Here is a 14,713-nt window from a genome sequence, read left to right as displayed (position 1 = left end):
TCCCCTTCTCCTCACCCTTCCGAAAGTGATGCAGTCCACGACGTTCCCTCCCCGCACCGCGGATCTGTTCACCCAGGGCCTGGAGGACCGCCCGGGCTCCGCCCTGCTGCGTTTCGGCGCGGCGCGCCGACGCCCGGCCGACCGGCTCAGCTGGTCCGGCCCGGGGCCGTGGCCTGGCTCGACGGCGCCCGGGCCATGTGTGGAGTGTCGGGAAGCCGGTGGCCGCCGCCGGACTGGTGCTGGGCGCGGCACAGCGCCTTCCCAACGATGTGAAGGAGTTCACGGGCCCCCGCGGCACCGACACCCTGGTCGCCCGCCATCTGCCGATCGCCGATGTGGTCGAGTGGGTCTTCCGCTGGACACCGGAGGAGCCGCCCGTCCATCCGGGTGAGGAGCGGGTGGTCGAGCTCGGCGAACGCCACCACGAGGAGCTGCTGGCCTTCCTCCGGGAGCACAGCCCGGGCCATTCGACCGGCCCCGGCTCCTCCGGTATCAGCCTGTGGGCCGGGATCCGGGACGAGGACGGGCGGCTGGTGGCCTGCGGCGCCCTGAGCAGCCTGCGGGACAGCGGCGCCCCGCTGATGGCGTCCGTGGCGACCGACGCCCGGCAGCGCGGCCAGGGCCTCGGCGCCGCGCTGACCTCGTGGCTCACCCGGTACGCCGTACGCCGGCACGGCTTCTGCACACTGTGGCAGCTCGCCGGCAACGCCCCGCCGAACGGCTCTACACCCGCCTCGGCTACCGCAACGAGGACCTCTGCGTGGCCGCGCGGATCGCCGCGCACTGAGCCCGACACCTCGATCCCGAAACCCGGCGCACACCGGCGAGCGGCCGACCCCGTGATGTGATGTCCGCACGGTGTTCACCCGACGGACACCGAAGCAATGTCAGCACGCCTGCGTACACACACGTCTTCGAGCCGCGAGAGATGGAGTGACGCCATGCCGGGCGCCCTGTCACGACGTTCCGCCCTGTCCTTCCTGGGAGGGGCGGTGGCCGTCGCCGCCACCGGTGGAAGCGGCTGGCCGGCGTTCGCGGCCGATCCCGTTTCCGGCCCCCGATCCACGCCCGGTCCCGCACGCGGCCCCGCCTCCCGGGTGGACACACTCATCGGCCGGATGACGCTCGAGGAGAAGGTCTCGCTGCTGCACGGCGCGAAGGATCCCCACAGCCTCGGGCAGGCGGGCTACACCCCGGTGTCCCCCGGCTCGGCATTCCCCCGCTGCGGCTCGCCGACGGACCCGCGGGCGTACGGGTCGCCCGGCGGGCCACCGCGTTGCCCGCGCCGGTGCTGCTCGCCTCCGCGTTCGACCCGGCCCTGGCGCGGGAGTACGGGCGCACCATCGGGCGCGAGGGCCGCGCGCTGGGCCAGGATGTGCTGCTCTCCCCCATGGTCAATCTCATCCGCACCCCGTATGCCGGGCGCAACTTCGAGACCTTCGGCGAGGACCCCTGCTCGCCTCCGAGCTGGTGGCCGAGGAGGTCCGCGGCATCCAGGGCGAGGGCCTGATCGCCACCGTCAAACACTTCGCCCTGAACAACCAGGAGTACGAGCGGGAATCGATCGATGTCGTCGTCGACGAGCGGACGATGCGGGAGACGGAGCTGCCCGGCTTCGAGGCGGCCGTACGGGCGGGCGCGGGGGCGGTCATGGGCGCGTACAACAAGGTCAACGGGGCCTTCGCCGGTGAGAGCGAGCCGCTGCTGACGGGCGTGTTGCGCAAGGACTGGGGCTTCGACGGCTGGGTGATGACCGACTGGCACGCCGCCCACAGCACCGCGGCGGCCCTCGGCGCCGGGCTGGACATGGAGATGCCCGACGGCAAGTACTTCGGCGACGCCCTGCTCAGGGCGGTGGCCGACGGGACCGTACCGGAGGCCGAGGTGGACCGCGCGGTCGGTCGCGTCCTGACCGTCATGGACCGCTTCGGCCTGCTGGACGGCGGCGCCCCGCCGCGGCCAGGCCGGGACCCCGGGGCCGGGGCGCGCACCGCGCTGAAGGTCGCGACGGCGGGCGGCATCCTGCTGCGCAATGAGCACGGAACACTGCCGCTGACCGGGCCCGCCGTCCGGTCGATCGCCGTCGTCGGGCCCGCCGGCTCCATCCCCTTCGTCAGTGGCGGCGGCAGCGCCCATGTGGTCCCCGACCACGCCGCGAGCCCGCTGGAGGCGATGCGCGAGCGCGCCGGGAAGGGGGCCCGGGTGGCGTACGCCCTGGGCGAGGACGTGTTCGGCAAGGAGCTCCCGGCCGCCGCGCTCTCCCCGGCCACCGGGCTGGAGGAGCGGAAGGTGGCGGCGGGGAAGAGCTGGAGCTTCGACGGCACCCTCACCGTCGCCGAGGCCGATGAGTGGACGTTCGTCCTGCACTTCAATGGCCCGCCCGCCGGCCGCCCGAAGGTCCTGCTGGACGGCGCGGAGCTGTTCCCGTTCCGGCCCGGCTTGGGCGAGTACTTCACCGGTGGCTTTCTCAGCGCCGCCCCGGACGGACTCGCCGTGCGCCGGGCGGCCGTCGCGCTGACGGCGGGGAAGCACCGGCTGAAGGTCACCGCCAAGGGCGGTGGAGAGGCGCTGACCTTCCGGCTGCGCCGCACCACCTCCGCCACTCGCGCCGCCGATGTCGCCCAGGCCGTGCGCGCCGCCCGCGCCGCGCACAGCGTGGTGCTCTTCGCCCATGAGGACGCCACCGAGGGCAGGGACCGCACCACCATCGCCCTGCCCGGCCATCAGAACGCGCTGATCACCGCCGTCACCAAGGCCAATCCGCGCACCACCGTGGTCCTCAACACCTCCTCGTGCACCTCGATGCCCTGGCTGGACCACACCGGCGCCGTCCTCCAGATGTACTACCCGGGCCAGGAGGGTGCCACCGCCACCACCGCCCTGCTCTTCGGCGACGCCAACCCCAGCGGGCGGCTCACCCAGACCTTCCCCGTCTCCGACGACCACCATCCGATGGCCGAGGACCCCCGGCGCTATCCCGGGGTGAACGGCCGTGAGGAGTACTCCGAGGGCATCCGGGTCGGCTATCGCTGGTACGACGCCGAGGGCGTGCGGCCGCTCTTCCCCTTCGGCCACGGCCTGTCGTACACCACCTTCGCCTATACCGGGCTGCGGCTGCGAAGACGCGGAAGCGGGCTGGAGGCGGTCTTCACCGTGCGCAACACCGGGCGGCGGGCCGGGGCGGAGGTGGCCCAGGTGTATGTGGGGCCCTCCCCCGAGCTGCCGCTCGACCAGGCCGAGCGCGCCCTGGCCGGATTCCGGCGGGTCCATCTGAGGCCCGGTGAGGCGCGGCAGGTGACCGTGCGGGTGTCCGCCCGGACGCTGTCCTCGTGGGACACCGAACGCCATGGCTGGATGCCGGGCACCGGGCGCCGGACCGTGGAAGTGGGCTCCTCCTCCCGCGATCCGCGGCTGCGGGGACAGATCGAGGTCCGCCACGGGGCCTAGGCCGGTCGTGGCCGGAAGCCCCGTCGGCCGTGGCCGAAGTCTCGTCCACCGTGGCCGAAGTCTCGTCGGCCGTGGCCGCCTTCGCAGAGGATGACTACGCTAGTATGGCGCGTGTGCAACTAATGGCGCACGCAAGCATTAAGGCATCGATGAAGGAGCGCCGTGCAGATCGACCTTTCCGGTAGGACCGCCCTGGTCACCGGCTCCACTCAGGGCATTGGATTCGCCATCGCCGCCGGCCTGGCGCGGGCGGGCGCCCGAGTCGCCGTCAACGGGCGCCGGCAGGAGTCCGTCGAGGCCGCCATCCAGAAGCTGGAGGAGGACACGGAGGGCGGCTCGTTCATCCCCGCCCCCGGCGACATCACGTCCGAGGACGGCGCCCGCGAGGTCACCGGCGCCGTGCCGGACGTCGATGTCCTGGTCAACAACCTCGGCATCTTCGGGGCCACTCCGGCGCTGGAGATCAGCGACGACGAGTGGCGGCGCTATTTCGAGGTGAACGTCCTGGCCTCCGTCCGGATGATCCGGAGCCTGCTGCCCGGGATGAAGGACCGCGCATGGGGCCGGATCCTGAACGTGGCCAGTGACTCCGCCGTCGTCATCCCGGCAGAGATGATCCACTACGGGATGTCGAAGACCGCGCTGCTCGCGGTCACCCGCGGCTTCGCCAAGGAGGCCGCCGGTACGGGCGTCACCGTCAACTCGCTGATCGCCGGGCCGACCCACACCGGCGGCGTCGAGGACTTCGTGTACGAACTGGTGGACCCGGAGCTGCCCTGGGAGGAGGCCCAGCGGGAGTTCATGGCCAAGTACCGGCCGCAGTCGCTGATCCAGCGGCTGATCGAGCCCGAGGAGATCGCCAACATGGCGGTCTACCTCAGCTCGCCGCTCGCCTCGGCCACCACCGGCGGAGCCGTGCGTGCCGACGGCGGCTACGTCGACTCGATCCTCCCCTGACACCCACCCCAGCGCCTTCCTGATGCCTGCTTCGGCGCCCCCGGCCCCCTGCTTCCGCGCGCCCTTCCGGTGGGAACCCTTCCGCGTGGACCGGGGGTCCCTGGGGAGCGAAGAAGCAGACAACCTGGGGGTCTGTTTCGCAATGACGCACTTGCGCATCCCGACCGCATCAGAGCGAGCCACTGGATCACCGTTCTGAGACGGCGATTCCCCGAGCTCCAGGCGGAGTCGACGCCCTCCCCGCACCGTCCCGGCCTCGGCCGACAGCGGGGGAGGCGCCGACCGCCACGGGCCCTCGGAGCCGTTACGCCTGCGGGTCTCCGACACCGCTGCTGGAACGGGTCGAGACCGACCCGTCGCTGATGCGCCATTTGCTGGACGAGGTCAGCGGAATGGCGCGGCGCTGCTCGGGCACCCTCGGGACACCGCGATGTCATCACGTACCGGTTCGTCCTCCGCCGCGGCCAGGTCACCGAGACCGAGGAGCTCCAGCTCACCCGCACCGCCGCGGTCCGGCCCGGGGTCACCTTCACGGCACTGGCCGTGGACAACGACACCCCGCTGGCCACCTGGCTGATGAACGACCCGGCGTTCGCCGGCCCCTGACCCCCACCCCGCCACGTCGATCGCGAAGGAGCCGCCGCCATGGCCGCGTTCGACGTCAACGCCGCCCGCGCCCAGCGCCTGGAAGCGCTGGGCCTGACCTGGGACTTCGAGGTGGACGGGGAGACGTTCTCCCTGCCCACCGAGATCCCCCGCCGCTCAGCGCACACGCTGGCCGAGCTCGAGGACAACGACCTGGACGGGCTGCTCGCCCTCCTCTCGGCGTTCGTACGGACGCGGGAGGGCGAGGCCGCGGAGTGGGGGCTGACGGCCCATCTGCTGGCCGCGGTCGTGGACCACTTGGTGATCGCCAACGGGATGTTCGCGTCGGCCAACCGCGACGAGTACGCGGACCCCCGGAGGCGCCGGTACCGGTGCCTCGTCCGGGGCCGAGGCCGCCGATACCTCCGACGGCCCGCCCGCCGCCGAGCACGCACCGACCGCGGCGGAGCTGGCCCGGTTCTTCGGCTGAGTCATTCCGTTCGAGTCCGCTGGGAGGGACCGTGGGGAACTGTGAAGAGGCGGCGAAGTGCGCCGAGGCCACCGCGTAGAGCTGGCTCGACCGCTTCTGGGCGGGGATCCAGAGACAGTGGCACGGCATCAAGTCGTCCGTCACCGCCGTGAAGCAGCGGGTGGCGGCGACCCGGACCTCACTGGCCCGGACGATCCTCCGCGTCCGCGCGGAGACCACCTCCGTCCGCACGATCGCCGAGAAGGCCGAGCGGGACAGCCGGCAAGCCCTGCGAAGGGGCAAGGACGCGCTGCAGAAGGCGGAGGCCGCCCTCCGGCGGCAGCGCACGGCCGCGAGCTACGCCCGTGGCCCCACACCGGCCGGGCGGGTGTCGAACGTGCGGGACATCAATGAGGCGAGCCAGGCCATCAACGAGCTGGAACGACGCCTGAACGGTCTCGTCCGGGCTCTCGGCTGAGGAGGAGGCCGCCCATGTCACTGGCACAAGCGCTCAACCGATCCGTCTCCGGCTTCCGCGGCCTGCGCAGCACCGTGGGCCAGACCGATACCAGCGTCTCCCGATTCGCCCGTACCGCGACGCAGGCGATCTCCGCCGTCGGCCGCGTCAAGGGCGATGTCGACAAGTCGGCCAACTCGATGCGCACGCCGCGGCCCGACGGCACGGCTACGGGCCCCTCACGTCCGACCCCGACGGGGTGGCCGTCGCGGGCGGCGCTCACCGCGCCGAGCGAGAACGCGCGCCCGAAGGTGCCGGACCGCAGGGCGATGAGCTTCGGGTCCACCATCGGGCCGACCACATAGGTCGCGACCAGCACGATCGGGTTGATGGCCGGGGCCGACAGCAGGAAGGCCAGCGCGGCGGGCGCAGCCCTCCGGCCGCGCGCAGCCTGTGGCCCCCTCGGCCTCCACTTCGCCGTGCATCACCCCTCCCCCGGGCCCCGGAGCGGGACCCGGGGGGCATGTCAGCGGGGGCGCCTCAGCGGGGGCCGGGACGGGCCGGGGCATCGCACCGGGCCACCACCCGATAGGCGTTGGATATCTTTCCCCGCCCCGCCAACGGCTTGAGCAGCACCCGGTCCAGGGTGGTCGCGAGGATCAGCGCGGGGACGGCCGCGAGCAGCAGCGCACAGCGCAACAGCCAGCGCGCCCGGCCGGGCGGTCGCGGCAGCGAAGGGGCGTCATCGGGCGGGATGACCGCGTTCACGGACAGCCATACGGCGCCCAGCAGATCGACCGTGTCGGACGGTTCGCGGTGCTCCTCGGCGATGACGGTGAAGCCGAGCGCGTCAAGTTCCTTCCGGAGGTTCGCCACCGGCAGGAAGTGCAGATGCTGGGGCTGGAGCCAGGGCAGCCAGAAACGGCCGAGCAGCCGGGCGAACCAGCACTCCGGATCGGGCACCTCGATCAGCAGATGGCCACCGGGGCGCAGCGCCCGCCGGGCCGCGCGGAGTTCGTCGCGGGGATCGGTGCTGTGCTCCAGATAGTGGAACATGCTGACCACGTCGTAGCCCCCGGCCAGGCGCTCCTCGGCCAGCTCGGGGAAGCTGCCACGGATGCCCCGGTCTACGCGCCCCGTCCGCTCGGCCAGCTCGACGCCGTCGGTGAAGTCCAGTCCGTCGAAGCGGGTGCCGGGGAAGACGGTACGGGCCACCGCGGGGAAGTGGCCGTGTCCGGTGCCGACATCGAGCCAGGTCTTCGGGGGCTCGGCGGAGGGGTCCTGGAACATCGCGCGCCGCCGGTAGACCTTGTCCCGCCCGGCGAAGAGGTTGCCGAGTTCGATCTCCCCCATCCCGTCGTAGAAGTCGCGGTAGTAGAACTCCAGGCCGTCGCCGTTCAGCCTGGGGTTCTGGAACACGTGGCGGCAGTCCGCACACGCGTCGAGCGCGAAGCGGCCCGGCTTGCTCTGGTAGCGGTCCCTGGTGCGCAGCCGCCGCTTCAGCCGCGTCGAGCCGCACCACGGGCAGTCGGTACGGCGCGGTTCGAAGAACCGCCCGGTGCCCCGCGCCAGATCGGCCTGGTAGCGGGGGCGCAGCGCGGCGACGGTCTCGGCGCGCGACGGCTTCGCGGGCGTACGTGGTGCGTCGGACGTGCGGCTCATCGGTCCCCCTCGGGAGTCGGCGTGGCATGGCCACCGGTCTTCTCGGCCAGCGCTTCGAGGTGTCCGGCCGCCGCGGTGGCGCCGCCCGCCGCTCGGAACGAGGCCCCGACGCGCTCGGCGGCGATGCGGTACCCCGGCTCGTACAGAACGGTGTCCAGCGCCTCGCCGAGCCCGGCCGCCCTCGCCCGGCCGAACCTGACGCGGACGCCCGCGCCCGCGTCGACCACCTGCGCGGCCACCACCGGCTGGTCGTCCCGGATGGGGGCCACGACGAGCGGAACGCCGTGCCACAGGGTTTCGCAGACCGTGTTGTGGCCCGCGTGGCACACCACCGCGCTCATCCGTTCCAGAAGGGGGAGTTGAGGGACGTAGCGGCACACCAGGACGTCCTTGTCGTCCGGGGTGTCGGGGGCGTCCGGGGTATCGGGGGCGTCCGGGGTGCGTACGCCCTCCGGGTCGACGATGACCGTCTGGAAACGACCGGCCCGGGCCCGTACGGCCTCCCGGCACTCGGTGAGGAAGCGCGCCCCGGCATCGGTGTTCGCGGTGCCGAGCGTGACCAGGACGGCCGGGCGCTCGGGGTCCAGCCACTCCCAGGGGAAGTCCGTCGTGGCCGGCCGCTCGGCGATCGACGGGCCCACGTAACGGATGCGATCGCCCGCCCGGGCCGGCCGTCCGGCCAGCTCCTCGGTGGTGAAGGCCAGGACCAGATCCGGTGAGAACCGGGGATCGGCCGTGCTCTCCGGATCGCCGATCCGGCCCCGCACCTCGTCCATCTGCCCGTCCAGCCAGGCATCGATCTTGGGCAGACCGTCCAGCGCGCCCGTGAACTCCGCCGAGGTGGTGGCGGATGTGGCCCAGCGCACCCCGAGCCGTTCGGCCACCAGTCCGCCGGCCACGGTCTGCTGGTCGGCGATCACCACATCGGGGCGGAACTCCTCGATGGCCTTGGCGACGCCCGGGGCCATGGCCTCGGCGAGCGGCACCAGGAACCGCTCCCACAGGAACCTCAGCGCGGCCGGGCCGCGAACGTCCGGTGGCCGGCCCGCCCCGCCCTCGCCCAGCACCGGCCCGGCACAGCGGTAGACCGTCGCGCCCTGCCCGGTCAGCCGCCCGACGACCTCGGGCATCCCGGCCCAGGCCACCTGGTGTCCCCGGGCGGTGAGTTCGGCCGCGACGCCGAGGGTGGGGTTGACGTGGCCGACCAGCGGCGGCACGACGAAGAGAAAGCGGCGGGGTACGTGGGGTGGGGCTGCCTGCGATCTGCTGGGGTCGCTCATGAGGCATCGGCCTCCCGGGCTTCCAGGGCCGCATCCGCCGCCGGGGCGCCGGTGTCCGGCTCGCCCCCGTGGATCCAGGACAGCAGCAGTTCGCGGATGCGCGTGGGCGCCTCGGCGAGGACCGAATGCCCCTGTCCCGGCAGGACGACGGTCCGGGTGCCGGGCAGTACCGACTCCAGCCACCGCCCCTGCCCCGCGAGTTCGGAATCGGCGCCGTAGACGGCCAGCACCGGGCAGCGCACCGCGCCGACCTGCTCCTCGCTCACCACCCGGCTCTCCGGCACGTCCTCGGCGATGGTGGTCGTTCGGACCAGTCGGGCGGCCGACTTGGCCAGCCGTGCGGTGTGGGCGCCCCGGTGGGCGCTGACCCAGGCCAGCGACTCGGCCTCATGGACGACCAGTTCGGCCACGACGCGCCGGAGGATCCCGCTGATCTCGGTCAGCCAGCTCTCGGTGGCGGGCTTCGCCTCGATCACCGCGATCCCCGCCACCCGCTCCGGATGGCGCATGGCGTAGGCGAACGCCACCGTTCCGCCGAAGCAGTTGCCCACCAGGTGGACCGGCCCGGTGATGTCCAGCCGGTCGAGCAGCCGCTCCAGATCGGTGACGAACGTGTCCAACCGGTATCCGGAGCCGGGGCGCTCGCTGCGGCCGTGTCCCCGCTGGTCGTACATCACCACCTCCAGTCCGGCGGCGGCGAGGTCCGGGGCCACCGTGAAGTACCAGCTGGCGAGGGAGTCGGTGAGCAGACCATGGATGAGCACGGCGGTGGCGGCGGGCGGACGGCCATCGGGCGGGGACAGCCGCTGGACATGCAGTCGGACGCCGTCGGGCCCGGTATACGGACCGCCGTGATCCGTGGCGGGGTCCGCGTCGTCGCCCGTACCGCTGCCTGTGCCGCTGCCCGCGCCGTCACAGGTGTCGCGACCGGTGTCGATCATCGCCATGGGTCAGCTCTCCCCGGCCGCCCTGAGGCACCGCACGACATACTCGACGAGCTGCCCCACGGCGAGGTCGATGATTTCGTCGAGCTCCAGGCCCGCCACGAACTCGGCGAAGTTGACCTGTCTGCCGTACCGGGCCTCCAGGCTGCCGGCCAGCGCCACCAGGTCGATGCTCTCCAGCTCCAGATCCTCGGTGAAGCGGGTCTCCATGGTGACCTCGATATCGTCGAGGCCGTATTCGTCGAGCATCGTCCGGAGCATCCCGGATATCTCCGCGAGCACGGCCGGTGCGTCGGCGGGGGGTGCCGGGACGGTCTGATTGACGGTGGTCACTGGTCGCTCTCCTCGTCCTGTTCCTGGTGGTCCGGGCCGGTCGTCCAGGCCACGGCGTAGTCCCTGTCCGGCAGTCCGGGCGGGTTGGCGATGGTGCTGCAGTGGACCTGGTAGCGGCATGGGCGCTGCCCGGGGCGGTGGCCGCCACCTCGACGATGAGCCGGGCCGGTGCCCCGTCGGGCTGATCGGCTCCCGGCAGTACCCCGGCGATGGTGAGGGCGTGTGGCCGGTCGTGCAGGGCGGTGCCCTCCGCCGCTGCGACCGCCTCCTTCGCGGCCCGGTAGGTGGCGGCCCAGCGGGCAAGCGATTCACCGCCCCCGGCCGTCGCGGCCGCGAGGAGTACCCGCTCGGCCCGGCCGAAGGCGGCCGCGAGGGCGTGGTCGTCGCGGTGGGCGACTTCTTCGAGGGCGATACCGGGGCCCGGGGCCCCGTGTGCTCCGCGCGGCACCACGAGGGCGACCCCGGCCTCCGCCCGGTGTGCCAGCGAGAGGGCCAGTTCGGGCAGGGTCCGGCCGTGGACGCCGATGGCGTACGGACGCCCCTGGGCGTCGTCGCGTATCCCGATCTCGGCGGGGAAGACCGGGCCTTCGCCGTGGTCCCAGAGCCATCGCCGTACGGCGTCCTTGGCCGCGATCCTGCCCAGCAGCCACTGTCTGCGGGCGCGTGGCGGCTGGTGCTCATAGGCGGTGCGCTCGTCGCTGCCCAGGTGGTTACGCATGATCAGGTCGCGGGAGGCCAGATCGGGCCATCGCTCATGGAGCAGGAGCCAGCCGCCGGGCTGGGGCCGGGACAGCGTGTTGCGCTGCGGGAAGCGCTCCACGGGGCGGGTGTCGGGGTGGTTGTCGAACCGGCGGTCCTGCCAGCCGGACAGCTCCGCCCACACCTCACCGCCGATCAGCAGCTGGGCATCGGCCTCCAGGGCGGTATCGGTGAGCGAGGTGATCCTGATCAGGCACTCCACCGGTGTGCCGGGGTTCGGATGCGGACCGAAGAAACGCATCAGACGCATGCCGACCGGGAAGACCACGGTCCGTTCGGTGCGGGTCGCCATGATCCAGTAGCCGAGGAGCTGTCCGACGTTGTCCAGCAGCGCTCCGGGCGCGGGGGTGTGGTGAGCGTGCCACGAATATGCGACTCGCCGATCGCGGTGAGCGCGGTGAGCCCCTGGAAGGCCGGGCCGTGGAACATCCAGCGCTCGGCGTAGACGAGCTGTGCGGTGTGGTCGGGCGTGCGCTCGGTGGCGGGGTCGGTGGGCCAGGGGGTGGGACGGGTCGTGGGGTGGTGGGCAGCGACTTCCACGGTGGCGCGGGCGCTGCGGCCGAAGGTGACGGTGTAGTGGCCCGCCGAGGTGGGAATCGCGGTGACGGGGACGGTGCTGGGCGGTGCCGCCGTCACCCACTGGTCGAAGCGGGCGCCGTGGACGGCGACGGCCACGGGGCCTCCGGCCGTGTGCTCCGCCGCTGTGTGTACTGCCACTGTGCGTTCCGCCGCTGTGTGCTCCGCCGCGTCCATGAGGTGCTGGACGATCGTGGTGGCCGGGACCACGGGCCAGCTGTCCGACTCATCGGGCCAGCCGGGGCGTTGGGGGAAGAAGCAGTGGTCATGGAGGTAGGGCATGGTCTCGGTGGAGACCTGCAGACCGTGGGTGCGCGGGGTCGGTGGGCGGCTTGCCGCGATGACCGCTGTCGCGGTGGTGGCGGTCTCGTCGAGCAGGGCGAGTAGTTCGGCCTCCCACAACGGTGGTGGGCAATCGTTCCGCGGGGCGGAACGGGTGGGCACCACTCGACCCGCACCCGGCGACGGCGACCAACCGCCACGGCGCGGCCCCGCTCCCCCGGGCACCACTCGCGATAGCTCATCACGCAATGCGCTCAGCCTCGGTTCGCTGAGCGAGACCAGTGAACCGTTCAGGTCCAGCCGTACCGGAGGAAGCGCTGGTTTCGCCCGCGAGGCTTCAGCCTCGCTTCGCAGTGCCGGATCCACCTCCGCTCCCTCCGTCCACAGGGCCGTGGCCACGCGGCGGAGCTGGGACACGCCGTCGCGGTGGGGGGAGTTGGCTGCCACCACCAGGTGGTCGCGGCCGTGCAGCGTATCGCCGATGAGCGACCCCAGTTGGCCCGTTCCCACCTGGACGAACGCGCGGAAGCCCGCCTCGTACAGGGACTCGGTCAGCAGTCGGAAACGCACCGGCTCCAGCAGGTGGCGGATGAACAGCTCGCGTACCTCCGCCTCGGTCGCCGGATACGGTGCGGCGGTCGTCCCGGACCAGACGGGGATCCTCGGCGGCAGGAGCAGCTCGAAGCGTTCTGTCACGGCCCGGATGGGGTCGAGGTAGGGCGCCAGCATCGGGGTGTGGAAACCGGACTGGAAGGGCAGGAGCTGCGCGATCACCCGCTCCGCGCGCATGGCCCGGACGAACTCCTCGACATCGTCGCGCGGCCCGCACACCATCGACTGACCGGGCGCGTTGTCGTGCGAGAGCACGATCCGGCCGTCCGACCGCGCCGCCAGCTCCGCGAGCACCCGTGGCGCACCGGCGCCGAGGACGGCGAAGGCCAGGCCGGGCACCCGCAGCGCGTCGGGGTCGAACGAATCGAGGAAGGCGTCGACCTCCTCGCCCGCGTAGAGGCCGCCCACGGCCAGCGCGGTCCACTCGCCCACGCTGTGCCCGGCCACCGCGTCCGGTACGACTCCCATCCGCCGCAACGCCGCGTCCAGCAGCCGTCCGACGCCGAAGACACCGACGCCATGGCGGCCGATGTCGCCCACGCGGGCCGCCTCGCCGAAGCGGTCCCCGGCGGGGCGGGAGAGCCCGAAGTACTCGGCGACGCCGTCCACCCGGGGGACGAACTCGGCTTCGAGGCCGGGGAAGACGAAGGCGAGCTTTCCCGTGGCCGCCTTGCCCGTGACAGTCTTCCCCGTGGCCGCCGGGCCCGCGCCGAGCAGTGGCGCGGGGGTGAACCAGATGTCGTTGCGGCCACGCCAGGGGCGGCCCTTGGCCACCATGCGCCGGGCGAGCGCGAGCCGTTTGGCGGTGGGGTCGACGATGCCCAGCCGGGTACGGGCGTCCCGCCCCGTCACCGTCGTCCGTACGGACACGTCGTCCGCCGCCAGCAGCTCGGCCAGCCGCTCCGGGGTGTCCGCGGCCAGCGCCAGCACCCGCTCCGGTTCGACGACGACGGTCGTGGCGCGCGGCGCCACCGGCACCGGCGGCTGCTCCAGCACCACATGGGCGTTGATCCCGCCGAATCCGAAGGCGTTCACGGCGGCGCGCCGTACGGGCGCCTCCCAGGGCTCGGCCGCGCCGAGCACCGAGAAGCGGGTGGCCGCCAGCGCCGGATGGGGGTCGTCGCAGTGCAGCGTGGGCAACAGTCGGCCGTGGTGGACCGCGAGGGCGGCCTTCACCAGACCGGCGACACCGGCGGCGGGCATGGTGTGGCCGATCATCGACTTCACCGAGCCGATGACGGCCGTCTCACCCGGCGCGCCACCGGGGCCGAACACCTCGGCCAGCGTGGACAGTTCGGCCGCGTCCCCGGCGGGCGTCGCGGTGCCGTGCGCCTCCAGCAGTCCGATGGCGCCCGGCTCGCGCGGATCGAGGCCCGCGGCCCGCCACGCCTGTCGTACGGCCCGGGTCTGACCGTCCGGGTCCGGGTTGACCAGACCGGTGGCGCGGCCGTCGGAGGCCACACCGGTGCCGCGGATCACCGCGTAGACGCGGTCGCCGTCGCGGAGTGCGTCGGCGAGCCGCTTGAGGACGACCACACCGGTGCCCTCGCCGATCAGCAGGCCATCGGCCGCGCGGTGGAAGGGCCGGATCCGCTGGCTCGGCGAGAGCGCCCGCAGCTGCGAGAACACGCTCCACAGGGTGATGTCGTGGCAGTGGTGGACCCCGCCCGCGAGCATCACATCGCACCGGCCCGAGGCCAGCTCCCCCACCGCCTGGTCGACGGCGACGAGCGAGGAGGCGCAGGCGGCGTCCACGGTGTACGCGGGGCCGCGCAGATCGAGCCGGTTGGCGATGCGCGAGGCGGCGAGGTTGGGCACCAGGCCGATGGCCGCCTCGGGCCGGTCCGGGCCGAGCCGCTCGGTGAACGCGGCCCGTACGAGGTCGAGTTGGCCGGGTTCGAGGTCGGGCAGCAGCTCGCCGAGGGTCCGTACGAGCTGGTGGGCGGTGCGCACCCGCTGGTCGAGCCGGACCAGCCCGGGGGTGAGATAGCCGCCCCGGCCCAGCACCACGCCCACCCGCTGCCGGTCGGGAAGCCGGTCCTCACCGCCCGCGTCGGCGATGGCCGCCGCCGCGACACCCAGGGCGATCAGCTGGTCGGGTTCGGTGCCGGCCACCGAGTTCGGCATGATCCCGAACCGCGCCGCCTCGATCCGGGCGAACTCGTCCACGAACCCGCCCCGCCGGCAGTACACCCGGTCGGGCGCCGCGGGCGTGTCGCCACCGCCGTCCGGGGCATAGAAACCGGCGTCCCACCGCCCGGCGGGGACGTCGCTGATGGCGTCCACGCCGCCGACCAGGTTGCGCCAGTAGGTGTCCAGGTCCGGGGAGCCGGGCAGCAGCACGGACATG

The 14,713-nt window shown here is 73.0% G+C and carries 9 protein-coding genes and 4 pseudogenes; 7 read left to right on the top strand and 6 right to left on the bottom strand.

The window, feature by feature from the left end:
• Positions 1 to 28 precede the first annotated feature (28 nt).
• The 7 genes and pseudogenes from BLV72_RS43970 (at position 29) to BLV72_RS43945 (ending at position 5,936) form a co-directional block, all read left to right on the top strand.
• Positions 29 to 787 (top strand): annotated as a pseudogene (locus BLV72_RS43970) (GNAT family N-acetyltransferase).
• A gap of 234 nt (positions 788 to 1,021) precedes the next feature.
• Positions 1,022 to 1,857, top strand: a pseudogene (locus BLV72_RS52375) (glycoside hydrolase family 3 protein); the annotation flags it as partial.
• Between the two features lie 60 nt (positions 1,858 to 1,917).
• Positions 1,918 to 3,447, top strand: coding sequence for a glycoside hydrolase family 3 C-terminal domain-containing protein (locus tag BLV72_RS43965; protein WP_425288568.1), 1,530 nt, complete (start codon positions 1,918 to 1,920; stop codon positions 3,445 to 3,447).
• 162 nt (positions 3,448 to 3,609) lie between these two features.
• Complete coding sequence (locus BLV72_RS43960) at positions 3,610 to 4,404, top strand: SDR family NAD(P)-dependent oxidoreductase (protein WP_093469495.1); 795 nt, start codon at positions 3,610 to 3,612, stop codon at positions 4,402 to 4,404.
• Between the two features lie 369 nt (positions 4,405 to 4,773).
• Positions 4,774 to 5,010 carry a phage tail tube protein gene (locus tag BLV72_RS52370; RefSeq protein ID WP_483153949.1) on the top strand — a complete coding sequence of 79 codons (237 nt, stop codon included), beginning with the start codon at positions 4,774 to 4,776 and terminating at the stop codon, positions 5,008 to 5,010.
• 39 nt (positions 5,011 to 5,049) lie between these two features.
• Positions 5,050 to 5,631, top strand: coding sequence for a hypothetical protein (locus tag BLV72_RS52365; RefSeq protein ID WP_425288574.1), 582 nt, complete (start codon positions 5,050 to 5,052; stop codon positions 5,629 to 5,631).
• Complete coding sequence (locus BLV72_RS43945; RefSeq protein ID WP_143059871.1) at positions 5,628 to 5,936, top strand: hypothetical protein; 309 nt, start codon at positions 5,628 to 5,630, stop codon at positions 5,934 to 5,936. The genes BLV72_RS52365 and BLV72_RS43945 overlap by 4 nt, the downstream gene beginning before the upstream one ends.
• Here BLV72_RS43945 and BLV72_RS52360 read toward each other — a convergent pair.
• The 6 genes and pseudogenes from BLV72_RS52360 to BLV72_RS43915 form a co-directional block, all read right to left on the bottom strand.
• Positions 5,887 to 6,285: pseudogene (locus tag BLV72_RS52360) on the bottom strand (hypothetical protein); the annotation flags it as partial. The gene BLV72_RS43945 and the pseudogene BLV72_RS52360 sit on opposite strands and share 50 nt — an antisense overlap.
• A 170-nt stretch (positions 6,286 to 6,455) precedes the next feature.
• Positions 6,456 to 7,577, bottom strand: coding sequence for a class I SAM-dependent methyltransferase (locus BLV72_RS43935; RefSeq protein ID WP_093469490.1), 1,122 nt, complete (start codon positions 7,575 to 7,577; stop codon positions 6,456 to 6,458).
• Positions 7,574 to 8,857, bottom strand: coding sequence for a glycosyltransferase (locus BLV72_RS43930; RefSeq protein WP_093469489.1), 1,284 nt, complete (start codon positions 8,855 to 8,857; stop codon positions 7,574 to 7,576). The genes BLV72_RS43935 and BLV72_RS43930 overlap by 4 nt, the downstream gene beginning before the upstream one ends.
• Positions 8,854 to 9,804: an alpha/beta fold hydrolase gene (locus BLV72_RS43925; protein ID WP_093469487.1), complete on the bottom strand. Its 951-nt coding sequence runs from the start codon at positions 9,802 to 9,804 to the stop codon at positions 8,854 to 8,856. Before BLV72_RS43925 ends, BLV72_RS43930 begins: the two co-directional genes overlap by 4 nt.
• A 3-nt stretch (positions 9,805 to 9,807) precedes the next feature.
• A complete protein-coding gene (locus BLV72_RS43920) occupies positions 9,808 to 10,134 on the bottom strand; it encodes an acyl carrier protein (RefSeq protein WP_208905937.1) in 327 nt (108 codons plus the stop codon).
• A pseudogene (locus BLV72_RS43915) lies at positions 10,131 to 14,712 on the bottom strand (beta-ketoacyl synthase N-terminal-like domain-containing protein). The gene BLV72_RS43920 and the pseudogene BLV72_RS43915 overlap by 4 nt, the downstream one beginning before the upstream one ends.
• Position 14,713: the final 1 nt, after the last annotated feature.

Source organism: Streptomyces melanosporofaciens (assembly GCF_900105695.1).
Lineage (GTDB): Bacteria > Actinomycetota > Actinomycetes > Streptomycetales > Streptomycetaceae > Streptomyces > Streptomyces antimycoticus.
The sequence above is the reverse complement of the archived record's forward strand: the minus strand, read 5'-3'. Positions and strand labels throughout refer to the sequence as shown.